Source organism: Streptomyces sp. NPDC025793 (genome assembly GCF_055558375.1).
Window position 1 is genome coordinate 168,664 of record NZ_JBVHMR010000002.1, and the last position, 23,745, is coordinate 192,408.

The window sequence follows — 23,745 nt, forward strand, 5'->3', positions numbered from 1 at the left end:
CTTCGGCCTCCTACGCCGCGACCAGGTAAGAAAAGACGGACTCCAGGGACTCGTCGGACGGCGAGACCGTGAGGAGCCGGATGCCGTGGTCCCGGGCGACCTTCGGCAGCAGGGCGGTGAAGCGGCCGAAGTCCACGGCCTGGATGCGCAGCGCGCCCTCGCTGTGGTCCACCTCGATGCCGGCCGTCGAGGGGTCGGCGATCAGCGCGGCCGCGAGGGCGCGGTCGTCGCTGGAGCGGACGAGGTAGCGGTGCGGGCGGTCGGTCATCAGGCGGCGGATCCTGCGGAAGTCACCGCTGGCCGCGTGCCTGCCGGCGACGACGACCTCGATGTGCCGGGCGAGCTGCTCGACCTCTTCGAGGATGTGCGAGGAGAACAGCACCGTGCGGCCCTCGTCGCCCATCTTCCGCAGCAGGTCCATCAGTTGCATGCGCTGGCGTGGGTCCATGCCGTTGAACGGCTCGTCCAGCAGGAGCAGCGACGGCTCGTGGACGAGGGCGCTCGCCATCTTCACGCGCTGGCGCATGCCCTTGGAGTACGTCGAGATCTTCCGGTCCTGCGCGTACTCCATCTCGACCGTGGCCAGGGCCTTCTGGGCCGCACCCGCCCCCAGGCCGTGCAACTCGGCGTTGGCCACGACGAATTCGCGGCCGGTGAGGAAGTCGTACATCGCCTCGCGCTCGGGGACGATGCCGATGTGCCGGTAGATGGCCTCGTTGCGCCACACCGGCTGTCCGTCGAGGGTGACCGTGCCGGTGGAGGGGGCGAGGAAGCCGCCCATCATGTTGATCAGGGTGGACTTTCCGGCGCCGTTGGGGCCGAGCAGGCCGGTGACGCCGGGGCCGATCGTCATCGTGATGTCGTTGACGGCGACCACGTTGCCGAACCAGCGGGAGACGTGGTCGATGCTGAGCGTGGTCACAGTCCCACCTTCTTGTAGCGGCGCATCAGCAGGCCGTAGCTGCCGGCGATCAGGGCGAGCACGACCAGGACGTAGACCACGCCCTGTCCGGCCGACGGGTTGATCGCGCCGGGGTTGCGGGCGGTCGCGCCCAGGAAGGCCGACTGGACGCCGTCGATGAGCGTGACGGGCGAGAACAGGCCGATCCACGGGATGGCGGAGGTGTGGTTCTGCACGTCGGCGATGGCCTGGAGCGTGGAGACCGCACCGTAGGAGATGACCATCACGGCGATCACGGCGGCGATACCGAAGCCCCGGCGCGGGGTGACGGCGGCGATGACCAGGCCGATGCCGGCGAACAGCAGGGAGAGCAGCGCCACGGAGACCAGTCCCTCGGCGAATTCCTTCGTCTGGTGGGCGAAGCCCAGCTTGGCCAGCAGCGCGCCCACGTACATCACGAGCAGGGGAGTGGCGGTCAGGATGAAGACCGCCGAGGCCAGCGACGCGTACTTGGCACGGACGTAGTCGGCGGTCTCGATGGGCCGCGAGAAGTACAGCGGCACGGTCTTGAAGCGCAGGTCGCGGGAGACGGACTGGGGTGCCTGCGCGGCGACGTACAGGCTGATCACGGCCTGCATGATGATCGCGTAACGGGTGTACGTCACGGGCAGTTCGTGCGCCTTGGTGAAGACGGTGACGGCCACCATGATGGCGGCGGGCACGCACATCACCGCGAACAGCACCATCGGCAGCACCTTGGACTTCACCGAGCGGCCGAGTCCGTAGGAGCCGCGCAGGGACTGCACGTACAGCGAGCGGCGGGCGTAGGCGCGGCCGAGGCGGGGGCCGTCGTAGCCGCGGTAGCCGATGTCGTGGATGCGGGTCTGGTCACCGGCCGGGGCCGGCAGGGGGTGCTCAACCGCCATGGCCGACGGCCTCCTTCCGCTGCTTGTCGCTGCTGTGTCCGTCGTCGGTGAACACCTCGGAGATGTGGTGCCGGCGCTGCTCCATGCGCACCAGGCCGAGGCCGAGGTCGGCGACGACGTCCCGGACGAGGTCGTAGATCTCCTCGCTCTCGGCGGTCAGCAGCAGGACGTGGCCCGCGCCGGGCAGTCCGGCGCCCTCGTTCTGCGTGTCCAGTCCGCGCGCGTGGAGCGCCTCGCGGACCGCGCGGGTGCCGTCGGGGTGGGTCTCGCTGTCGGTGACCTCGATCGCCAGGGTGGTCGTGGTCTGGGTGAAGTCGGTGGTGGAGCTGGAGCGCAGGAGCTTGCCGCCGTCGATGACGACGACGTGGTCGCAGGTGCGCTCCAGCTCGCCCAGCAGATGGGAGGTGACCAGGACGGAGATGCCGAAGTCGGTGTGGATGCGGCGGATCAGGCCGAGCATGTCGTCCCGCCCGACCGGGTCGAGGCCGTTGGTCGGCTCGTCCAGGAAGACCAGCTCCGGATCGTGCACCAGCGCCTGGGCGAGCTTGACCCGCTGCTTCATGCCCGTGGAGTAGCCGCCGATGGGGCGGTAGCGCTCCTCGTACAGGCCGACGTGGCGCAGGGTGTCCGCGGTGCGCTCGCGGGCGGCGGCGGGCGGCAGGCCGGACATGCGCGCCATGTGGACGACGAACTCGGTGGCCGAGACGTCGGGCGGCAGGCAGTCGTGCTCCGGCATGTACCCGACGCGCTCGCGGATGGCGCGACCCGACGACGGGGCGGCGACGTCCAGGCCGAGCACCTCGGCGCGGCCCTCCGTGGCGGGGGACAGACCCAGCAGGATCTTGATCAGGGTGGACTTGCCGGCGCCGTTGGCTCCGACGAGTCCGGTCACACCGGGTCCGATGTCCACGGACAGCCGGTCGAGAGCGGTCACCCGGGGGAACCGCTTGCTCAGGCTTTCGGTCGCGATCACAGTCACGCATACGACCGTAGTGATCCGGGCCACGCCGGTCGTCAGACCTCAGAGCCGTCTTCGTGTCAGTCCCAGGTATTACGGGACCCTAAGGGATGCCCCGCCTAAGGGTTACCGCGGGTTTTCCACAGCCTGCCGTCCCTCCTATTGACGCCACCTCTAACAACTGTCACATTCACCAGTGTCAAGTTACGGACGCGTACCGCAGTCGGCGAGGCGACGCGTCGAGTCGGCGGCACGACGGGACGGGGCGGCATGACGACGGCAGTGAGCAGCGAACTCTCCGTGGAGCTGCGGGGGTTCAGGCGGGTGCAGCGCCTCGCCTACGAGTGTGCGGAGGCGGTCGCGGCGCGCCTGGAGCCGGGTGTGACGGAGCGCGAGGCGGCGCGGATGCAGCGCGAGTGGCTGCGCGAGCGCGGGGTGCGGGACTGGTTCCATCTGCCCTTCGCCTGGTTCGGCGACCGCACGGCGTTCGTGAACTTCCGCGTCCCGCTCCAGTTCTTCCCCACCGACCGCGCCCTGGCGCCCGGGATGCCGTTCATCCTGGACATGGCTCCGGTCTACGAGGGATACACGGCTGACATCGGCTACTCGGGCTCCCTCGGGGTCAACCCGGTGCAGGACCGGCTGATGGCCGACCTGGAGGCGCACCGGGAGCTGATCCTGCGCGAGGTGCGCGAGCGGCGCCCGCTGCGCGAGATCTACGAGGACGTGGACCGCCTCATGGTCCGCCAGGGCTACGCCAACCGGCATCGCGCGTACCCGTTCGGCGTGATCGCCCACAAGGTGGACCGGGTGAAGCAGCGCCGCTTCTCCCCGCACCTGTTCGGGTTCGGCACGCAGTCCCTGAAGGGGCTGGCCGCCGACGCGCTGCACGGCCACCGCGAGGGCTGGTCGCCCCTGTGGTCGCCGTACCGCTTCTCCGACCACCCGCCGCAGCCGGGCCTGTGGGCGGTCGAACCCCACCTCGGCTTCCGGGGTACGGGCGCGAAGTTCGAGGAGATCCTCGTGGTCACCGACTCCGGGGACCCCGAGCAGAGCGCGTTCTGGCTGGACGACGATCTGCCGCACGTGCGGCGCTGGGCGGAGGAGAAGTGACGGCGGACGGCGCGGGAGAGGCGAGGGCGGACGTGACGCTGCAGGAGGCGCGGGAGCGCCGGATCGCGACCGGCGGGGTCGAGCTGTGCGTGGCCGAGCTGGGCGATCCGGAGCAGCCGACGGTGGTGCTGGTGCACGGCTACCCGGACAGCAAGGAGGTCTGGTCGGAGGTGGCCGGCCGCCTCGCCGGCCGCTTCCACGTGGTGCTGTACGACGTCCGGGGCCACGGCCGCTCGACGGCGCCGCAGCCGCTGCGCGGCGGCTTCACCCTGGCCAAGCTCACCGACGACTTCCTGGCCGTGCTGAACGCGGTCAGCCCGGACCGGCCGGTGCACCTGGTCGGGCACGACTGGGGCTCGGTGCAGTCGTGGGAGTTCGTCACGGTGGGCCGCACGGAGGGCCGCGTCGCCTCCTTCACCTCGATCTCCGGCCCGTCCCTGGACCACTTCGGGCACTGGATCAACGCGCGCGTGAAGCGGCCGACGCCCCGCCGGGTGGGCCAGCTCATCGGCCAGGGCGCCAAGTCCTGGTACGTGTACATGCTGCACACGCCCGTGCTGCCCGAGCTGGCCTGGCGCGGCCCGCTCGGCAAGCGCTGGCCGCGCATCCTGGAGCGCGTCGAGCAGGTCCCCGGCGGCGACTACCCGACCGCGTCCCTGCCCTCCGACGCGGCGCACGGCGCCTGGCTGTACCGGGACAACGTCCGCGCCCGGCTGACCAGGCCCCGCCCCGACGCGTACGCACACGCGCCCGTGCAGCTCATCACGCCGCAGGGGGACGCGTTCCTGTCCGAGCGGCTCTACGACGACCTGGAGCGGTGGGCACCGCAGCTGACCCGCCGCACGCTCCCGGCCAAGCACTGGGTGCCGCGCACCCGGCCCGACCACGTCGCCTCCTGGATCGAGGAATTCATCATGTCCGTCGACGGCGGCCGGCCGGAACCGAAGGCCACCGGCCGCCACGCGGCCCGGTTCGGCGGGCAGTTGGTGCTGGTCACCGGCGCGGGCAGCGGCATCGGCCGGGCCACGGCCTTCGCCTTCGCGGAGGCCGGCGCGCGCGTGGTCGCCGTGGACCGCGACGCCGAGTCCGCGGCCCGCACCGCCGAACTGTCCCGGCTCGTCGGCGCGCCAGAGGCCTGGGCGGAGACGGCCGACGTCTCCGACGAGCAGGCCATGGAGAAGCTCGCCGAGAAGGTGCACCGCGAGTACGGCGTGCTGGACGTGCTGGTCAACAACGCGGGCATCGGCCTGTCCGGCTCCTTCTTCGCCACCACGACCGACGACTGGCGCAAGGTCCTGGACGTCAACCTGTGGGGTGTGATCCACGGCTGCCGCCTCTTCGGCGCGCGGATGAGCGAACGCGGCCAGGGCGGCCACATCGTCAACATCGCCTCGGCGGCGGCCTTCCAGCCCTCCAGGGCCCTGCCCGCCTACAGCACCTCCAAGGCGGCGGTGCTGATGCTCTCCGAGTGCCTGCGGGCCGAACTCACCGGTCAGGGCATCGGTGTGAGCGCGATCTGCCCCGGCATCGTCAACACCAACATCACCTCCACGGCCCGCTTCGCCGGGGTCGACGAGACGGAGGAGCGGCGCCGGCAGAAGAAGTCGGCGCGGCTGTACGGCAAGCGCAACTACCCGCCGGAGAAGGTGGCCGACGCGATCCTGGACGCGGTGATCGGCGACAAGGCGGTCGTCCCGGTGACCCCGGAGGCGCGCGGCGCCCACCTCATGTCCCGTTTCCTGCCCGGGGCGCTGCGGCGCATCGCGCGCGTGGAGCCGAGGCTGTGACGTGACCGGACCGCCGCCCGCGCGGACGTACCGCATCGAGGACCTGGCGCACCACACGGCCACGACGGTGCGGACCATCCGCGCCTACCAGGACCGCGGTCTGCTCCCCCGGCCCGAGCGCCGGGGCCGCGCCAACCTCTACTCCGAGGCGCACGTCACCCGGCTGCACCAGATCGCCCACCTCCTCGACCGCGGCTACACCCTGGCGTCGATCAAGGAGTTGCTGGAGGCCTGGGACACCGGCCGGGGCCTCGGCGGGGTGCTCGGCCTGGTCACCGAGGTGGAGGGCCCGTGGACGGACGAGCGCCCCGACCGGGTCACCCGGGCCGAGCTCGACGCACGCTTCGGCGCCGCGCCCGACGACGACGCCGTGGCGGAAGCGGTCGAGCTGGGCGTCCTGGAGCGGATCGAGGGCGACCCGGACACTTTCTCGGTGCCGAGCCCCCAAGAGCTGGCCGTAGCCGTCGAGTTGCACGCGGCCGGGGTGCCGCTGTCCGCGATCTCGGACCATCTGCGGGAGTTGAGGGGCCAAGTCGAGCACATCGCCGCCCGTTTCCTGGAGTTCACCAGCGAGTACGTCTTCGCGCGCTACCTGGACGATCCCGGGCGGCGCACGGACGCGCACGCGGCGGAGGCGGCCTCGCTCGTGCGCCGGCTGCGGCCGCTGGCCCAGCAGACGATGGAGGCCGAACTGGCGCGAGCCATGCGCACATTGGCGACCAGACACCTGCGCACCCACCTCGTGACCGAGAAGCCGGCACCGGGGGCGTCCGCCACCCGTTCCGTGCCCTTGCCGACCGAGACGATCTCCGCCGTGGAAAGGCTCGTTGGTCCGAGGCGTGTCGCCGAGTTCATCGCGCTGGCGGCCGAACGGGAGGCGAAGGCACGGTCATTGGATCGGTTGGCCTCAGTCCCCACTGCGGACAAGGAACTTCCCGAACCACCCTAAATCACCCGTCAATTATCCACAGTTTCACCAATTCCCCTGTGGATAACCACAGTTGGTTGTGGATCAAACCTGGGGACAAAAAAGACCTGCGTGATCCGCGTCTCTCGCGCACGCTGGACACATGAAGGAAGAGCATGCCGAGAGACGCACCGTGAAGGTGTCGAAATACCTCTCCAAGCACCTGCGCCACCAGCCGGAGCGGATCGGGCTCACCCCGGACCCGGCCGGCTGGGTGGAGATCGACGCGCTGATCGCCGCGGCCGCCGCGCACGGGTTCCCGGTCACGCGCGAGGAGCTGGACCACGTGGTGGCCGCCAACGACAAACAGCGCTTCGCGGTCGACGGCGACAGGATCCGCGCCAGCCAGGGCCACAGCATCGAGGTCGACCTCGGTCTGCCCCCGGCGACCCCGCCGCCGTACCTCTACCACGGGACCGTCGCCCGCGCCCTGGACGCGATCCGCACACAGGGACTGCGGCCCATGAACCGGCACGACGTGCACCTGTCCGCCGACCGCGAGACCGCCATCCGGGTCGGCGCCCGCCGCGGCCGCCCCGTCGTGCTCGCCGTGAACGCCGGCGCCATGCACCGTGACGGCCACGTCTTCCACGTCAGCGCCAACGGCGTCTGGCTGACGAAGGCCGTACCGCCGCGACACCTGCGCTTCCCCGGCCCCCGCTGACCCCTGGTGACCTGCGCGCTTCGCTTCCTCCGAGGAACCTTCGCGCACGTGCCGCCGTCCTCGGTGGTATGGACCACTCGCCCGTACACCTGCCGACCACCCAGGCCGCCGTCGACGCCCTGCGCGCCCTCGCCGCCCGCTACGCGCGCGAGATCGAGGTCAGCGACGACATAGGCGCCGACCGGACTTCCCGCCGCGACGCCGCGGGAATCGCGGTGATCACAGATCCCGACGGCTCCCTGCCGCACGAGGCGTACGTCGAGTTCGGCGGCCTGCCCCGGGTGAGCGTGCGGCTCTATCCGGACGACGACGCGCTGATCACCGTCGAGGGCGTCGAGTGCCCCGACATCGCACGCGACGACGTGCCGGCCTTTCTCCGCTCCGTCTTCGACGGCCTCGCCCACGTCAGGGTGCGCCGCTTCCCGCCCGGCTACCGCCTGGTCGTCCCGCTGCCCGGCGACCGCACGCACACGGAGTACGTCCCGATGATCCTGCTGAGCCCGTGGCTGAGCCGGAACGTCCGTTGATCGTTTGGGTCGTTGTCCGTGGGGCCGCTTACTCTCGAACGCATGAGCCTGCGTCTGAGCACCGTGATCCTGCCCCACCGCCGCTGGAGCGAAGGCGGCCGTTCGACCTGGACACGGGCCGAGCAGCTGGGCTTCCACACCGCGTACACCTACGACCACCTGTCCTGGCGCACCTTCCGTGACGGCCCCTGGTTCGGCGCGGTCCCGACCCTGACCGCGGCCGCCGGCGTCACTGAGACCCTGCGCCTCGGCACGCTGGTGACCTCGCCGAACTTCCGGCATCCGGTGACCCTCGCCAAGGAGCTGATCTCCCTCGACGACATCTCCGGCGGCCGGATCACCCTCGGCATCGGCGCCGGCGGCACCGGCTTCGACGCGACGGCGCTGTTGAACAGCAGCCAGGAGCCGTGGAGCCCGCGCGAGCGCGCCGACCGCTTCGCCGAGTTCGTGCCGCTGCTCGACCGGCTGCTCACCGAGGACGCGGTGACCCACGAGGGCCGGTTCTACTCGGCGGACGAGGCGCGCAACATCCCCGGCTGTGTGCAGCGGCCCCGGCTGCCGTTCGCGGTGGCGGCCACCGGCCCGCGCGGTCTCAAACTCGCCGCGCAGTACGGACAGGCGTGGGTGACCACGGGCGACCCGAAGCTCTACGAGACCGGTACTCCGGAGCAGTCCGTCGAGGCCCTGCGCGGCCAGTTGGGCAAGCTGTCAGAGGCCTGCGCGGCCGCCGGGCGGGACGTGGCCGAGCTGGACAAGATCCTGCTCACCGGCTTCACCCCGGACCGTGCCCAGCCCCTCCGGTCCGTGGACGCCTTCGTGGACTTCGCCGGCCGGCACCGGGAGCTGGGCTTCACCGAGATCGTGATCCACTGGCCCATCCCGGACTCCGACTTCGCCGCGGACGAGAAGGTCTTCGAGAAGATCGCCATGGAGGCGCTCGCTCAACTGGTCTGACGTGGAAGGCCCTCCGGTGCACCGGATGCCGTCCGTGCCGCTGAGCGTCATCTGCGTCTCATCTGTGCGGAGTCCCGCACGGGCGTGCGGGCATATGCGCGAGAATGGCCGGGTGACCTCAGCGACCAGACAGCCCGGGACCCCGTCCGCCGCCCTACGGCCGCGGCTGATCGCCACCGACCTCGACGGCACGCTGCTGCGCGACGACAAATCGGTCTCCCCACGGACCGTCGCGGCGCTGGCCGCCGCCGAGGAGGCGGGCATCGAGGTCTTCTTCGTCACCGGCCGCCCGGCCCGCTGGATGAACGTCGTCAGCGACCACGTCCACGGCCACGGCCTGGCGATCTGCGGCAACGGCGCCGCCGTGGTCGACCTGCACGGCGGCCCCGGCGCCCACCGGTTCGTGAAGGTGCGCGAACTGGCCCGCCCGAACGCCCTGGACGCCGTACGGCTGCTGCGCGAGGCGGCGCCCGGCACGGTGTTCGCGGTCGAGCAGACCTACGGCTTCCACCAGGAGCCCGACTATCCCAAGCTGCACCTGGAGATACCGGACAACCTCCGGCCCGCCGAGCGGCTCCTCGCCCCCGACGGTCCGGACGCCGACCAGCCCGTGCTCAAGATCCTGGCCTACCACCCGGACCTCGATCCCGACTCCTTCCTCACCCTCGCCCGGATCGCGATCGGCGACCGCGCCAACGTCACCCGCTCCAGCCCCAGCGCCCTGCTGGAACTGAGCGGCCCCGACGTCTCCAAGGCCAGCACGCTCGCCCTGTGCTGCGCCGAGCGCGGCATCTCGCACGACGAGGTCGTCGCCTTCGGGGACATGCCCAACGACGTCGAGATGCTGACCTGGGCCGGCCGCTCCTACGCGATGGGCAACGCCCACCCCGACGTCGTCGCCGCCGCGTCGGGCCGCACGGTCGCCAACAACGAGGACGGCGTGGCGGTCGTGATCGAACAGTTGCTGGCGGACTGTCTCTAGGTCCTGCCGGCCCGGCGTCTCGGGTTCTCGCCGGTGAGGTCGCCGACGGCCGCGTCGACAGGGCCGAGGAAGCGGTGCGAGGGCGTGAACGCAGCGGTACGGCGGCCATGTCGATCTGCGCGGCGAACTACAGCATCCGGAAGTCGGTGGCGGCGGCCGTCTCATCGATCCGGTCCGGCGTGGTGTGCCGTTCCAGCCCGCTGCCCACGGACCGCATCGCCGCCTGCAACTACGGCATCCGCAGGGCGGGCTCGACGGCCCGGGTGACGGTCACCGCGCCGCCACCAGCGACTCCGCCGCCTCCTCCCGAAGCGCCATCGCCCGCAGCGGCCCGTCCACGGCGACGAGCTCCGCGTACCCGCCCCGCTGCACCACCCGGCCCGCGTCGAGCACGATCACCTCGTCCACCGCGTCCAGGCCCGCCAGCCGGTGGGTGATCAGCAGCGTCGTACGGCCCTCGGTCGCGGCCAGTAGATCGGCGGTGAGCGCGTCGGCCGTCGGCAGGTCCAGGTGCTCGGCGGGCTCGTCGAGGACCAGGACGGGGAAGTCGGCCAGCAGCGCACGGGCCAGCGCGAGCCGCTGGCGCTGACCGCCGGACAGCCGCGCCCCGTGCTCGCCGACCATCGTGTCCAGGCCGTCAGGCAGCGAGTCCACCCAGTCCAGCAGCCGGGCCCGGGCCAGCGCCCGGCGAAGATCGTCCTCGGTGGCCTCCTTCCCGGCCAGCAACAGGTTCTCGCGCACCGAACTGTCGAAGAGATGCGCGTCCTGCGCACACAGCCCGACGAGCCGCCGTACGTCGTCACCGGCCAGCGCGTACGCGTCCACACCGGCGAGCGTGTACGCGCCCTCCTCCGGGTCGAGGAACCTCAGCAGCACCTGCGCGAGGGTCGTCTTGCCGGCACCGGAGGCCCCGACCACGGCGATCCGCCTGCCCTGCTCCAGCGTGAGGTCGAACCCGGCCAGCGCCTCCCGCCGCTGCCCCTCGTACCGCGCGGCGAGTCCCTTGACCACCAGCGGGAACGGCGAGGCCGGCGCCTGGCGCGGCCGCTCCGGCTCACGTACGGGCTCCGGGGCGTCCAGCACCTCGTACACCCGCTCCGCGCTGCGCCGCACCCGCTGCCGGTGGCGCACGGCGAGCGGCAGCCCCAGGACGCCCTCGAAGGCGGCCAGCGGGGTGAGGACGACCACGGCCATCGCCACGCCGCCGAGCCGGCCCGCCGCCACCGCCTGGGCGCCGAACAGCGCGGTGGCCGCGACGGTCAGGCCGCAGATCAACGCGGTGAGCCCGTCGCCGAGCGCGGTGGCCACGGCGGCGCGCGAAGCGATCCGGGTGAGCGTGCCGTCGGCACGCCGGGCCGCGTCCTTACGGGCGGGCAGCGCACCGGCGACGGTCAGTTCGGCGGTGCCGGTGAGCAAATCGGTGACGCGGGTGGCGAGCACGCCCCGCGCGGGCGCCAGCCGCCGCTCGGCGCGCCGGGCCACGGAGGCGGTGACGAGGGGAACACCGACCCCGGCCGCCGCCAGACCGACCACGAGGGCGGCCCCGGCCTCGGGCAGCAGCCACGCCGTGAAGCCGACGGAACCGGCCGAGACAAGGACGGCCACGGAGGCGGGCAGCAGCCAGCGCAGCCAGTAGTCCTGAAAGGCGTCCACGTCCGCGACCAGCCGGGTCAGCAGATCACCGCGCCGGGCGCTGCGCAGTCCGGCAGGCGCGAGTCGCTCCAGACGCCGATAGACCGCGACCCGGGTGTCGGCCAGCATGCGCAGCACGGCGTCGTGCGACACCAGCCGCTCGGCATACCGGAAAACGGCCCGCCCGATCCCGAAGGCCCGCGTCGCCGTCACGGCCACCATCAGATACAGCACGGGCGGCTGCTGCGAGGCCCGCGAGATGAGCCACCCGGACGTCGCCATCAGCCCGACGGCGCTGCCGAGCGCGAGAGCCCCGAGCACCAGCGCCAGCACGAGCCGCCCGCGCAGGGGCCGGGCAAGCCCGCGAACCCGGGCAAGAGGGCTGCGGGGCTGGGCGAGGGTCTGCTCCGGCAGGTGTGCCGCGGCTGTCGGTTCACTCTCCAGTCGAGAGTGGCGGGTGGTGGGCAAGAAAAGGCGGGTGTCCAGGGAGTTCAGCTCCTCGGCATGCTCACCGCCGGTCAACCGAACGACCCGGTCGGCCACATCCAGCAGCGCAGGCCGATGGACCACGAGAAGCACAGTCCGGCCCACCGCCAGCCGTCGCACCGCCGCCACGACCTCCGCCTCGGTCTCCCCGTCCAGCGCGGCCGTCGGCTCGTCCAGCAACAGCACAGGCCGGTCCGCGAGAAACGCCCGAGCCAGCGCCAGCCGCTGCCGCTGCCCCGCCGACAGCCCGGCCCCGTCCTCGCCGAGCACGGTCTCCGCCCCCTCGGGCAGCGCGTCCACGAACTCCAGCCCGCCCGCGTCCCGCAGCGCCCGCCGTACGGCACCGTCGTCCGCGTCGGGCCGGGCCAGCCGTACGTTCTCCGCGATGGTCCCGGCGTACAGGTGCGGCCGCTGCGGCACCCAGGCGATCCGCGAGCGCCACTCCTCCAGGTCCAGGCCGGCCAGCTCCGCGCCACCGATCCGCACCCCGCCCTCGGCGGGCTCCGCAAAGCCCAGCAGCACGTTCAGAAGTGTCGTCTTGCCCACACCGCTCGGCCCGACCAGCGCCACGGTCTCGCCGGGCTCGACGGTGAACGACACGTCGCTCACCGCGTCGGCCGAGCGGCCGGGGTAGCGGACGGTGACCCCGTCGAAGGCCACCGCGCCCTCGGGCACCGCACCCGCACCGGACGCCGGGACCGGCGTCTCCAGCACCGCGAAGATCTCCTCCGCGGCGGCGAGCCCCTCGGCCGCCGCGTGGAACTGCGCCCCGACCTGGCGCAGTGGAAGGTAGGCCTCGGGCGCCAGCACCAGGATCACGAGACCGATGTACAGGTCCATGTCGCCGTGGACGAGCCGCATGCCGACCGTCACCGCGACCAGGGCCACCGACAGCGTGGCGAGCAGTTCCAGCGCGAAGGAGGAGAGGAAGGCGATCCGCAGGGTCTGCATGGTCGCCTGCCGGTACTCGCCGGTGATCCGGCGGATGGACTCGGCCTGCGCCTTGGCCCGGCCGAACACCTTCAGTGTGGGCAGCCCCGCGACCACGTCCAGGAAGTGGCCGGACAGCCGGGACAGCAGGCGCCACTGACGGTCCGTCCGGGACTGCGTGGCCCAGCCGATCAGGACCATGAAGAGCGGGATGAGCGGCAGGGTCCCGACGATGATCACCGCCGAGACCCAGTCCTCGGTGACGATCCGCGCCAACACCGCCACCGGCACGACCACCGCGAGCCCCAACTGCGGCAGATAGCGCGAGAAGTAGTCGTCCAGGGCGTCCACGCCCCGCGTGGCCAGGGTGACCAGCGAGCCGGTCCGCTGACCGCCCAGCCATCCAGGACCGAGCGCCGCCGCCCGGTCCAGAAGGCGACCGCGCAGTTCGGACTTCACCGCCGCGCTCGCGCGGTGGGCGGCGAGTTCGGTGAGCCAGGCGACGACCGAACGGCCCACCGCCACGGCCACCAACAGCAGCAGGGGAGTGCGCAGTTCAGCGACGGACCGGCCGTGCTGGAAGGCACCGACGACGACCTCGGCGATGAGCATCGCCTGGGCGATGACCAGCCCCGCACCGACGGCTCCCAGGCCGACGACCGCCACGAGGAAGAACCGGGTGGCGCGTGCGTAGCGCAGCAGACGCGGATCGATTGGTTTCACGTGAAACGTGCCCTTCGGTCCAGAGGGTGTGTTTCACGTGAAACACACCCTCGGCGGACTCAGTGCGCGATATCGGCGATGTGCTGCGTGCCGATCCGCTTGCGGAACACCCAGTACGTCCAGCCCTGGTAGAGCATGACGAGCGGGGTGGCGATCGCCGCACACCAGGTCATGATCTTCAAGGTGTACGGGCTCGACGAGGCGTTGGTGACCGTCAGGCTCCAGTCCCCGTTCAGGGTGGACGGCATGACGTTCGGGAAGAGCGACAGGAAGAGCATCGCCACGGCGGCCACGATGGTGAGGCCGGACAGGGCGAACGACCATCCTTCGCGCCCGGCCTGGTTGGCCACCAGAGCGGCGACCAGCGCGGCGACAGCCACGATCAGGGCCACCAGGCTCCTGCCGTTACCGCTGTGGTCCTGCGTCCACAGCAGGAAGGCGAGAGCCACCACGGCCGCGACGAGACCGACCCGCAGGGCCAGCTTCCGTGCCCGCACCCGGATGTCCCCCACGGTCTTGAGCGCGGTGAACACCGCGCCGTGGAAGGTGAAGAGGGTGAGCGTGACCAGGCCGCCGAGCAGGGCGTAGGGGTTGAGCAGGTCCCAGACGCTGCCGACGTATTCGAAATGCTGGTCGATCTTCACGCCTCGCACGATGTTCCCGAAGGCCACGCCCCACAGGAAGGCCGGGATCAGCGAGGTCCAGAAGATCGTGTGCTCCCAGTTGCGCTGCCAGTTCTCCTCGGGCCGCTTCGCGCGGTACTCGAAGGCGACGCCCCGGAGGATCAGGCAGACCAGGATGACCAGCAGAGGCAGATAGAAGCCGGAGAAGAGGGTGGCGTACCAGTCCGGGAAGGCCGCGAAGGTCGCACCGCCGGCCGTGAGCAGCCACACCTCGTTGCCGTCCCAGACGGGCCCGATGGTGTTGATCAGCACCCGGCGCTCCGGCCGGTCGCGGGCCAGCAGCTTGGTGAGGATGCCGATCCCGAAGTCGAAGCCCTCCAGGAAGAAGTAGCCGGTCCACAGGACGGCGATCAGGACGAACCAGACGTCGTGAAGATGCATGACTGTTCCCCCGGCCTAGTAAGAGAAGGCCATCGGCTTGTCGGCGTCACGGGTGTCGCCGCCGATCTTCGTGGGCGGGTTGAGGTCGGCCTCGGTCAGCTCGGGCGGACCGGCCTTGACGTACTTCGCGAGCAGCTTGACCTCGACCACGGCGAGGATCGCGTACAGCGACGTGAAGACGATCATCGAGGTGAGGACCTCGGCCTGGGAGACCCCGGGGGAGACCGCGTCGCGGGTCTGGAGGACGCCGTAGACGGCCCACGGCTGGCGGCCCGTCTCGGTGAAGATCCAGCCCCAGGAGTTGGCTATCAGCGGGAAGGCCAGAGTCCAGGTCGCGATGCGCCAGTACCAGGGGGACAGCTTCGAGCCGAGTGCCTTGTTCTTGAACAGCACCAGGTGCGGCACCTCGTCCTCACCGACCCGCAGATGCTGCGGCAGCATGAACTTCTTGCGGGTCAGCCACAGCCCGGCCAGGCCGATCGCGAAGGAGGCCATGCCGAAGCCGATCATCCAGCGGAAGCCCCAGAAGGCGACCGGGATGTTGGGCCGGTAGTCGCCCGGGCCGAACTTCTGCTGCTCGGCCTTGTTGACGTCGTTGATGCCGGGGACGTACGAGGTGAAGTCGTCGTTGGCCAGAAAGGACAGCAGGCCGGGGATCTCTATGGCCACGGTGTTGTGGCCCTTCTGCACGTCGCCGTAGGCGAAGATCGAGAAGGGTGCCGGCTTCTGCCCGTCCCACAGCGCCTCGGCCGCTGCCATCTTCATGGGCTGCTGCTTGAACATGACCTTGCCGAGGGTGTCGCCGCTGATCGCGGTGAGCATGCCGGCGATGACCACGGTGATCAGGCCCAGCCGCAGCGAGGTCTTCATCTCGCGGATATGCTTCTTGCGGGCCAGATGGTAGGCGGAGACACCGACCATGAAGGCGCCACCGGTCAGGAAGGCCGCCGTCAGGGTGTGGAAGGCCTGGCTGAGCGCAGTGTTCTGGGTCAGCACGGCCCAGAAGTCGGTGAGCTCGGCACGCCCCCTGGCCTTGTCGATCTTGTAACCGACCGGGTGCTGCATCCAGGAGTTGGCGGCGAGGATGAAGTACGCCGACAGGATCGTGCCGATCGAGACCATCCAGATGCAGGCCAGATGGATCTTCTTGGGGAGCTTGTCCCAGCCGAAGATCCACAGGCCGATGAAGGTGGACTCGAAGAAGAACGCGATCAGCGCCTCGAAGGCGAGCGGCGCACCGAAGATGTCACCGACGAACCGCGAGTAGTCGGACCAGTTCATGCCGAACTGGAACTCCTGCACGATGCCGGTGACCACACCCATGGCGATGTTGATCAGGAAGAGCTTGCCCCAGAACTTGGTCGCCCTGAGGTACTTCTCCTTCTCCGTGCGCACCCAGGCCGTCTGAAGCCCGGCCGTGAGGGCGGCCAGGGAGATCGTCAGCGGGACGAACAGGAAGTGGTAGACGGTGGTGATGCCGAACTGCCATCGCGCCAGTGTCTCCGGCGCCAAAGCCAATTCCACGTCGTCAGCTCCTTACTTCGCCGTGGTAGCGGCAGTTTGCCCCTTTTGCCACACACATCATGGGAGCAATCGGGACGCGCTTGTGAACGCGTTCACATTCACAAGCCATTATGACGCACTGATTTTCAGCCCGGCGAGGCGGGGTGGCTGTAGTGCCACGAAGTCAAGGCCTTGGCAGCGACTTCAACATCTTGTTGAATTGCGCGCCATGCAGATACGGATCTCCTGGCCCGCGGGGCACATCACCGCGACCCTCGACGCAGACACGCCGACCACGCAGGCCCTCGCCAAGGCACTGCCGTTCTCCTCCAGCGCCCACACCTGGGGCGAGGAGGTGTATTTCGACACAGGTTTCTCCGTTTCACGTGAAACGGACGCCCGGCAGGTCGTGGAGCCGGGCACCGTGGCCTTCTGGACGGACGGCGACGCGCTCGCTCTCCCCTATGGCCCCACACCGATCTCGCGAGGCGACGAGTGCCGCCTCGCGAGTCCGTGCAACATCCTGGGGCACCTCGACGGAGACCCCCGGGCCCTGGCGACCGTACGGGACGGCGACCCCGTCCGCGTGGAGCTGGCCGGAGACCAGGACTGACCCTCCTGCCGGGGGCTACAGGTCCTTGCGGAACGACTCCGCCACCTTCAGGAAGATGTCGTTCGCCTCGGTCTCGCCGACCGTGACCCGCACACCCTCGCCGGGGAACGGCCGGACCACCACTCCGTGCTGCTCACAGGCCTGGGCGAACGCGACCGCACGCTCCCCGAGGCGCAGCCAGACGAAGTTGGCCTGCGTCTCCGGTACCGTCCAGCCCTGGCCGCGCAGCGCGTCGACCACGCGTGTGCGCTCCCCCACCAACGAGCCGACCCGGCCCAGCAGTTCGTCCTCGGCCCGCAGCGAGGCGATCGCCGCCTCCTGTGCGAGCTGGCTGACGCCGAAGGGTACCGCCGTCTTGCGCAGCGCCGCCGCGACCGGCTCATGGGCGATCGCGAAACCGACCCGCAGCCCGGCGAGCCCGTAGGCCTTGGAGAACGTGCGCAGGACGCAAACGTTGGGGCGGTTCCGGTAGATCTCGACACCGTCGGGCACCTCGGGGTCGCGGATGAACTCCCGGTAGGCCTCGTCCAACACCACCAGCACATCGCCGGGCACCCGGTCGAGGAACCGCTCCAGCTCGGCCCGCCGCACCACCGTGCCGGTCGGGTTGTTGGGGTTGCAGACGAAGATCAGCCGCGTCCGGCCGGTGATCGCCTCCACCATCGCGTCCAGGTCGTGCACATCACCGGGCGTGAGCGGCACCTGCACCGACCGGGCACCGCTGACCTGCGTGATGATCGGGTACGCCTCGAAGGACCGCCAGGCGTAGATCACCTCGTCGCCGGGGCCGCTGGTGGCCTGGACGAGCTGCTGGGCGACGCCCACGGAGCCGGTGCCGGTGGCCAGGTGGGAGAGCGGAACGCCGAAGCGCTGCGACAGCTCGTTCATCAGCCCGGTGCAGGCCATGTCCGGGTAGCGGTTGAAGTCGGCCGCGGCCGCCGTGACGCTCTCCATCACGCCGGGCAGCGGCGGGTACGGGTTCTCGTTGGAGGACAGCTTGTAGGCGACCGGCCCTTCGGCCGTGGCGGGCTTGCCCGGCTTGTAGGTAGGAATACCCTCCAGCTCGGCGCGCAGCTTCGGGCTCGTCTCGCTCACCGCAGTCCTCCTCGCGACCACCGGCGGACCGTCGACACCGCCGGCTTCCAATACTCCACACCTTATGAGGATTCGGCCCCGGTGCGTACAGGTTGCGGGGACGGCGACAGGAGAACCTCGCCCCTCCTCGGCGCCATCGCGGGCATCCTGGCACGAAGGCGTACGTTTCCGGGGGCGCGCCGTACATATATCTATGCGCCGGTGGCTTGCGCCGTGGCGCGCATCCCCCGTGCAGGTGAGTTGAGACCTCTTCGAGACATCAGGCACTTGGCAGGCCCACACGCGTCACCACGCCACGTCTTACCCCTGGATCGTTCAAATGTCTTTCTTTCTAAGGCAGTTGACCACGAATGACCATGCAGAAACGTGCCTGTCAACGCGTGCATATGCGTCCGCACTACCCCACCGCATGAGCCCTACTATCGGCTCGCCATGACAGCAGCAGGGAAGCACCAGGTGAGCCGCGCGGAAACCTCACGTCGAGGCAGTCGGCCGGGCCGGGCGGGCATCAGAGACGTGGCCGCCGCCGCCGGAGTCTCCATCACGACCGTGTCCGACGCCCTCAACGGCAAGGGCCGGCTCCCGGATGCCACCCGGCGCCATGTCCGCGAGGTCGCCGACCGGCTCGGGTACCGCCCCTCGGCCGCCGCCCGCACCCTCCGTACCGGCAAGTCGGGCCTCATCGGCCTGACCGTGACGACGTACGGGGATGAACCTTTCACCTTCACGGAGTTCGCCTACTTCGCGGAGATGGCCCGGGCCGCCACGTCGGCGGCGCTCGCCCGCGGCTACGCCCTCGTCATCCTGCCCGCGACCTCCCGCCACGACGTGTGGTCCAACGTCGCCCTGGACGGCACGGTCGTCATCGACCCCTCCGACCAGGATCCGGTGGTCAGCGAGCTGGTCCGGCAGGGGCTCCCGGTCGTCTCCGACGGCCGCCCGGCCGGCGCGCTGCCCGTCACCGCCTGGGTCGACAACGACCACGAGGCCGCCGTACTCGGCATCCTCGACCATCTCGCCGCCGCCGGCGCCCGCCGTATCGGCCTGCTCACGGGCACCTCGACGGACACGTACACGCATCTGTCGACCACGGCCTACCTGCGCTGGTGCGAACGGGTCGGCCAGACCCCGGTCTACGAGGCCTATCCGGCGCACGACCCGTGCGCGGGCGCCGTCGCCGCGGACCGGCTCCTGGCCCGCCCCGACCGGCCCGACGCGGTCTACGGCCTGTTCGACCCCAACGGCACCGACCTGCTCGCCGCCGCCCGCCGCTACGGGCTGCGCGTCCCCGACGACCTGCTGCTGGTGTGCTGCAGCGAATCCACGGTCTACGCCAGCACCGAGCCGCCCATCACCACGCTCTCCCTGAAGCCGCGCCGCATCGGCACCGCGGTAATCCAGCTCCTGATCGACGCCATCGAGGGCGTCGAGTCGGACCATCCGGTCGAGCAGGTGATACCGACCGAGCTGATCGTGCGCACCTCCTCCCAGCGGCGTCCCCCGCGCACGACGGTGAGCCCGCCGCGGTCACCGGACCGGGCCTAGGGCCGCACAGTACGGGGCGCGCACCCCGTACTCCCGGCGGCGGGTGGAGGGGACCCGGCGGGTCGGCGACCGGCCCGCCTGCCGGGGGTCCGGTCGGCGCGAACCAGGCCGAACACCTGCCGAAACGGGGCGAAAGCGGCGGTGAACTGGAGTCCTGTTCCGATTCACCACCCCTGGGTCATCACACGGCGCGACGCGCATTCCTATGATGGGCCCACGACACCGCGGACCGCTGCGACCAGGCAGTCCGAAGCGGTGCAGCTGCGGCGCGATGGTGGAGGGGTCTGATGACTCAGGGGGCCGGTCAGGGACCCGAGGTGGAGCGGACGGCGACGCTGCGCGACTTCCGGGTACCGGCGTACGTCCACGAGACCGGTCCGTACGTCCGCACCGCCGACCCGGGTGACGCCGCGCAGCCCCATCCGGGCGACGCCGTGCCGCCCGCCGACGAGGCGTATCCCGACGGCTACACGCCCACCCGGCGCGACCTGCCGGTCATCACCCGCACCGACACCGTCCAGGTCCAGGCCGAACCGGCGCCCGCGGCCCCGGTGCCGCAGCCCGCGTCCGGCTCCGGACCGCTCTTCGTCGTCGGCGACGTGCACGGATACCTCGACGAACTGATGACCGCGCTCCAGGAGCAGGGGCTCGTCGACGCCTCGGGCCAGTGGTGCGCGGGCGATGCCCGGCTGTGGTTCCTCGGCGACTTCACCGACCGCGGACCCGACGGCATCGGCGTCATCGACCTCGTGATGCGGCTGTCCGCCGAGGCCGCCGCCGCGGGCGGCTACTGCAAGGCCCTCATGGGCAACCACGAGCTGCTTCTGCTCGGCGCCAAGCGGTTCGGCGACACCCCCGTCAACTCCGGCGCCGGCACCGCCACCTTCCAGGCGGCCTGGCTGCTCAACGGCGGCCAGAAGACCGACATGGACCGCCTCCAGGACCACCACCTCCAGTGGATGGCCCGCCTCGACGCCGTCGAGGAGGTCGACGGCTATCTGCTGGTGCACTCGGACACCACCGCCTACCTCGACTACGGCGACTCGATCGAGGCGGTCAACGACACGGTCCGCGAGACCCTCACCCGCAATGACGCGGACGAGTGCTGGGATCTGTTCCGCAAGTTCACCAAGCGCTTCTCCTTCCGTGACGAGGGGGGTGCAGACGCCGTCCGTTCCCTCCTCGATACGTACGGCGGTACCCGCATCGTTCACGGTCACAGCCCGATTCCCTACCTCCTCGGCGAAGTCGGCTCCGAGGACGGCGAGGAGGGCAGCGGTCCGGTCGTGGAGGGACCGCACGTGTACGCCGACGGGCTCGCCATCGCGATGGACGGCGGCGTGACCATGGCCGGAAAGCTACTGGTCCGGCAACTTCCTCTGGATAACTGACCGTTCTCCGGGAAGGCGTCCCCCCGGCGGAGTACGCGCAGGCCGGAACGCAATTTCCGCAACCCCCTGTCACCGCGCACCCTCACGGCTCTACCATCGGCTTATCCGTAGCAGGCTCCCCTCCGTTTCTGCCCGACGGCTCGCCGGCGTGCGAGCCCCAAGCCCTACGGAGCATCGGGGGATGCACATGAACAGCGTTCCGCAGCACCTGCTGAGCGAGGACCGCCAGGAATTCGAGCGGCTCCTCGATGAGGCGCTGCGCTCCGCACCACACCGACCGGAACTGGCCGCTGTCGGACAGCGGCTCAACTCCGAACAGCTGCGCACCATGGCGCTCAACGCCACCGCCCTGATCACGGAGGCCGCCGCAAGCGAGTACGAGCACTACATCGAGGTCCGCGACGAACTGCGCCACCCGGCGATGGCCCCTGCCGTCAGCGGCGATTCCGGTTCCGCGGAGCCGGGTCCGGCCACGGCCGGGCTCACCACCGCCTTCGGCGAGCCGGCCGAGAACACCGGCGCGGGCGCCATCGCGGTCGTCGCCGTACTGGCTCCCGTGCTGTCCGGGACCGCCGCGGCGATCTTCCTCCTCATCGGCTACATCCTGAAGACGCTGAATCCCGGCCAGACCTTCGGCGACACCATGCTCACCGCCGGCTGGGTGTTCGGCGCCGTGACCGCGGCCGCGATCCTCGTCGCCGCCGTAGGACTGCTGCTCACCGCCCTGCGCAACAGCTCCTCGGCCCAGGCCCAGACGCTGAACGCGGCGCACAAGGAACTGGACAGGGCCAGAGAGGCCTGGCGCAGCGCCCTGCTGGAGCGCGGGATCCTGCCGTTTCTGTGCGAGGCGCTCGCCGAGCCCGGACCGGCCCCCGCACGGCTGCGCACGACCCCGTCAGCCCCGACCGGCCGGATGCCCCGCCTGGGCTACGACCGCCCCGGCTTCAGCAGCCCCGACAACGGCACCGAGTCCGGCCGCACGGGTTTCACCAGCCCCGACTACACGAGCCCGGACTTCGGCGGCCCGGACCACCGCCCCGAGTAGCCCCACGGCAGCCGGCAGCCCAGGCGCCCCGGGGCGGCCGGCGCCCCGGGCGCGGCTCCGCGGTGCCCGGTGCCCGGCCGCGCCGCCGTCTCGAACGACCAGTTCGGGGCGGCGAGTTCACCGGGGCTGCGTCCCGGCGGTGCCGGACGAGGGCGGCGGCGGCCCGCCGCTCGCCGTCGATGCCCAGGGCCCGCTCGGCGTCCGCCAGAGCGGCGCGCACACTGTCGGCGCCCTCGCCCGGCATCAGCTCCGGGCTCGCGTCCCGGGCCGTCTCCGTCGCTTCGGTCTCCGAACCGGCACCGCGGACGAGGTCCGCGAAGCCGTCGGGCTTGCGGAAACCGCCCTCCGCCACGAGGTGGACGAACTCATCGCACGGCTCACAGGACCCTGAGGTCCAGAAGATAGACGCACACGACCACGACGGAGACCAGCTTCCCGGACGCCGAGCGGCCCAGCCAGACCGGCCACACTCCGTCTCCCCCGGTGGCGAACTGGATGAGGTCAGCGCCGCTCGCGCTCTCCGAGGTGCGCACACAGTAGCTGTCGCCGACCCGCTCGCCCGCGAGCTCCTCCCCGTCCATGCCGTAGCGCCGGTACTTGTCCGCGAGCACGTCCCACGCGGCGGAGTCGGCGAAGCCGCCCAGCGCGGCATCCGTGGCGAAGCCGTAGGCCTCGTGGTGCCGCAACAGCCTCGGGTCCTCGCCCTCGGCGAGCGCCGGCTCCCAGGTGACCGCCGGTTCGGTGTCGACCAGGAGCCGGACGGCGGCGCCCTCCTCCGTGGGGAACACCTCGTCGTCGTACTCCAACTCGTAGCTGAGCACGGTCTCCTGCACCGGGTACGCGCCCGGCGGAATGCGCTCCAGCAGCTCGCGCTGCCCGCCGTCGTCCGTCGTCAGGGGGCAGTCGACGGCGAGTCTGCCGCTCGGCACCCGCAGCACCGCGATCTCCCGCACGGTGGCGACGGTCATCTCCGGCTCGTCCTTCGTGGCCAGCCGCGTGCCGGGCCGGAACAACTCGCTCAGGTGTGACGGTGCGGTCGGGCGCGGCGGCAGCCAGGGGGACGGCGCCACGGGTATGCCGTCAGCGGCGGGCGCCGCCGGGGCGTCCGCGTGCCGGCCGCGCAGGGACGGTGCGGCCAGGAGCGGGCTTCCGACGCCTGCCACGCCGAACTGCGCCCGGTCCCGCCGGCGCTCGGCCTCGGGCACGTCCGGGCGTCCGTGCCGTGACGGGCCCAGGACACCCTGCGGCTCGGACACCGTGCGGCCCCTGCCGCCCGGGTAGAGGTCCGTCGTCGTGCGCCAGGCGTCCTGCGCGAACTCGGCCTGCTCCGGGGACTCATAGCGCCACTCCGACCGGTGGCGCAGGAACAGGCTCCCCGGTTCGAGCAGGCGCCAGTCCAGCTCCTGCGTACGGCGGCCACGCTCGTCGTACGCCCACACCCCCACGTAGTGGTCCGCCCAGGCCACGAGATGGACCTCGACCGGCACGGTCCGCCCCGGGACCCGATGGACCATCACATACGGCTGCTCCGCCCGGTCCCGGGCCTCGGCCTCGGCCCGTGTGAGCGGTTCCAGGGCGCTGCACGAGGACAGATCCCACCCCTTGGCGTACGACACCAGCACGGTGCGTCCGTCGTCGGCCATGTCGATTCCCCCTCCACGCCTGACAGGTTGCTGCGCTGCAATCGACCGTAGCGTCCGCCTCTGACAACGGGCCGAGGACGGGGCCGTGGGCGCCCGAGCACCTGTGAGCGCGGCCGGGCGGTGCTCACGGCCCTTCACCTGTGAGCACCGCTCCGGAGAGCCGTCAGTCGGCGATCGGCAGGTACACCCTGTTACCGCTCGCCGCGAAGTCCTTCGGCTTCTGGGCCATGCCCTCCTCGATCTCGACCCGGCTGCCGCCGTGTTCGCGGCGGATGTCCTGCGAGATCTTCATGCTG

At 71.0% G+C, this 23,745-nt stretch carries 19 protein-coding genes and 1 pseudogene; 11 read left to right on the forward strand and 9 right to left on the reverse strand.

Translation table 11 applies throughout. The features are described 5' to 3' along the window. Positions 1–10: 10 nt before the first annotated feature. The 3 genes from ACZ4MF_RS04590 to ACZ4MF_RS04600 are packed head-to-tail and all read right to left on the reverse strand — an operon-like array spanning position 11 to position 2,800. The gene (locus ACZ4MF_RS04590) at positions 11–922 is read right to left on the reverse strand and encodes an ABC transporter ATP-binding protein (protein ID WP_356032375.1); all 912 of its coding nucleotides are present in this window, start codon (positions 920–922) and stop codon (positions 11–13) included. Further along, positions 919–1,827, reverse strand: coding sequence for an ABC transporter permease subunit (locus tag ACZ4MF_RS04595; protein ID WP_467489749.1), 909 nt, complete (start codon positions 1,825–1,827; stop codon positions 919–921). The genes ACZ4MF_RS04590 and ACZ4MF_RS04595 overlap by 4 nt, the downstream gene beginning before the upstream one ends. Next, complete coding sequence (locus ACZ4MF_RS04600) at positions 1,817–2,800, reverse strand: ABC transporter ATP-binding protein (protein ID WP_467490646.1); 984 nt, start codon at positions 2,798–2,800, stop codon at positions 1,817–1,819. The genes ACZ4MF_RS04595 and ACZ4MF_RS04600 overlap by 11 nt, the downstream gene beginning before the upstream one ends. A gap of 255 nt (positions 2,801–3,055) precedes the next feature. On the opposite strand from ACZ4MF_RS04600, the gene ACZ4MF_RS04605 reads away from it, so the two are divergent. The 7 genes from ACZ4MF_RS04605 to ACZ4MF_RS04635 all read left to right on the forward strand — a co-directional run bounded on the left by ACZ4MF_RS04605 (position 3,056) and on the right by ACZ4MF_RS04635 (position 9,779). Beyond that, positions 3,056–3,898 carry a M24 family metallopeptidase gene (locus tag ACZ4MF_RS04605; protein ID WP_071374970.1) on the forward strand — a complete coding sequence of 281 codons (843 nt, stop codon included), beginning with the start codon at positions 3,056–3,058 and terminating at the stop codon, positions 3,896–3,898. A 32-nt stretch (positions 3,899–3,930) separates the two neighbouring features. Continuing rightward, positions 3,931–5,685 (forward strand): SDR family oxidoreductase, encoded by a 1,755-nt coding sequence (locus ACZ4MF_RS04610; protein WP_467489751.1) that lies wholly within the window; start codon positions 3,931–3,933, stop codon positions 5,683–5,685. A 1-nt stretch (position 5,686) separates the two neighbouring features. Beyond that, positions 5,687–6,634 (forward strand): MerR family transcriptional regulator, encoded by a 948-nt coding sequence (locus tag ACZ4MF_RS04615; protein WP_467489753.1) that lies wholly within the window; start codon positions 5,687–5,689, stop codon positions 6,632–6,634. 121 nt (positions 6,635–6,755) lie between these two features. Further along, the gene (locus ACZ4MF_RS04620; RefSeq protein WP_467489755.1) at positions 6,756–7,316 is read left to right on the forward strand and encodes an RNA 2'-phosphotransferase; all 561 of its coding nucleotides are present in this window, start codon (positions 6,756–6,758) and stop codon (positions 7,314–7,316) included. Positions 7,317–7,384: 68 nt separating this feature from the next. Then, positions 7,385–7,843, forward strand: a complete 459-nt coding sequence (locus tag ACZ4MF_RS04625) for a hypothetical protein (protein ID WP_467489757.1) — start codon at positions 7,385–7,387, stop codon at positions 7,841–7,843. A gap of 42 nt (positions 7,844–7,885) precedes the next feature. Then, a complete protein-coding gene (locus tag ACZ4MF_RS04630; protein WP_467489759.1) occupies positions 7,886–8,797 on the forward strand; it encodes an LLM class flavin-dependent oxidoreductase in 912 nt (303 codons plus the stop codon). A 94-nt stretch (positions 8,798–8,891) separates the two neighbouring features. Beyond that, positions 8,892–9,779, forward strand: coding sequence for an HAD-IIB family hydrolase (locus tag ACZ4MF_RS04635; RefSeq protein WP_467489761.1), 888 nt, complete (start codon positions 8,892–8,894; stop codon positions 9,777–9,779). 270 nt (positions 9,780–10,049) lie between these two features. Here the strand turns inward: ACZ4MF_RS04635 and cydD are convergent, their stop codons facing one another. Genes cydD through ACZ4MF_RS04650 form a run of 3 tightly spaced genes read right to left on the reverse strand, consistent with a single transcriptional unit; the run spans position 10,050 to position 16,138 of the window. Beyond that, positions 10,050–13,550 carry a thiol reductant ABC exporter subunit CydD gene (gene cydD, locus ACZ4MF_RS04640; protein WP_467489763.1) on the reverse strand — a complete coding sequence of 1,167 codons (3,501 nt, stop codon included), beginning with the start codon at positions 13,548–13,550 and terminating at the stop codon, positions 10,050–10,052. 59 nt (positions 13,551–13,609) lie between these two features. Beyond that, positions 13,610–14,614, reverse strand: a complete 1,005-nt coding sequence (cydB, locus tag ACZ4MF_RS04645) for a cytochrome d ubiquinol oxidase subunit II (protein WP_467489765.1) — start codon at positions 14,612–14,614, stop codon at positions 13,610–13,612. A gap of 15 nt (positions 14,615–14,629) precedes the next feature. Continuing rightward, entirely contained in the window at positions 14,630–16,138 is a 1,509-nt protein-coding gene (locus ACZ4MF_RS04650) for a cytochrome ubiquinol oxidase subunit I (protein WP_467489767.1), read from the reverse strand. 208 nt (positions 16,139–16,346) lie between these two features. Here ACZ4MF_RS04650 and ACZ4MF_RS04655 point away from each other — a divergent pair, with 208 nt between their 5' ends. Further along, positions 16,347–16,730, forward strand: coding sequence for a cyclophilin-like fold protein (locus ACZ4MF_RS04655; protein WP_467489769.1), 384 nt, complete (start codon positions 16,347–16,349; stop codon positions 16,728–16,730). 15 nt (positions 16,731–16,745) lie between these two features. On the opposite strand, the gene hisC is transcribed toward ACZ4MF_RS04655, so the two are convergent. Then, positions 16,746–17,825 (reverse strand): histidinol-phosphate transaminase, encoded by a 1,080-nt coding sequence (hisC, locus tag ACZ4MF_RS04660; protein WP_467489771.1) that lies wholly within the window; start codon positions 17,823–17,825, stop codon positions 16,746–16,748. 432 nt (positions 17,826–18,257) lie between these two features. Between hisC and ACZ4MF_RS04665 the strand changes: the two genes are divergently transcribed. From ACZ4MF_RS04665 to ACZ4MF_RS04675, 3 genes are all read left to right on the forward strand, one after another. Continuing rightward, a complete protein-coding gene (locus ACZ4MF_RS04665; RefSeq protein WP_467489773.1) occupies positions 18,258–19,370 on the forward strand; it encodes a LacI family DNA-binding transcriptional regulator in 1,113 nt (370 codons plus the stop codon). Positions 19,371–19,657: 287 nt separating this feature from the next. Next, positions 19,658–20,761, forward strand: coding sequence for a metallophosphoesterase (locus ACZ4MF_RS04670; protein ID WP_467489775.1), 1,104 nt, complete (start codon positions 19,658–19,660; stop codon positions 20,759–20,761). 181 nt (positions 20,762–20,942) lie between these two features. After that, the gene (locus tag ACZ4MF_RS04675; RefSeq protein ID WP_467489777.1) at positions 20,943–21,806 is read left to right on the forward strand and encodes a hypothetical protein; all 864 of its coding nucleotides are present in this window, start codon (positions 20,943–20,945) and stop codon (positions 21,804–21,806) included. A gap of 377 nt (positions 21,807–22,183) precedes the next feature. Here the strand turns inward: ACZ4MF_RS04675 and ACZ4MF_RS04680 are convergent, their stop codons facing one another. Both ACZ4MF_RS04680 and ACZ4MF_RS04685 read right to left on the reverse strand, forming a co-directional pair. Beyond that, a complete protein-coding gene (locus ACZ4MF_RS04680) occupies positions 22,184–23,449 on the reverse strand; it encodes a DUF4241 domain-containing protein (protein WP_467489779.1) in 1,266 nt (421 codons plus the stop codon). 163 nt (positions 23,450–23,612) lie between these two features. Next, positions 23,613–23,744, reverse strand: a pseudogene (locus ACZ4MF_RS04685) (thiamine biosynthesis protein ThiC); the annotation flags it as partial. Position 23,745 lies beyond the last annotated feature (1 nt).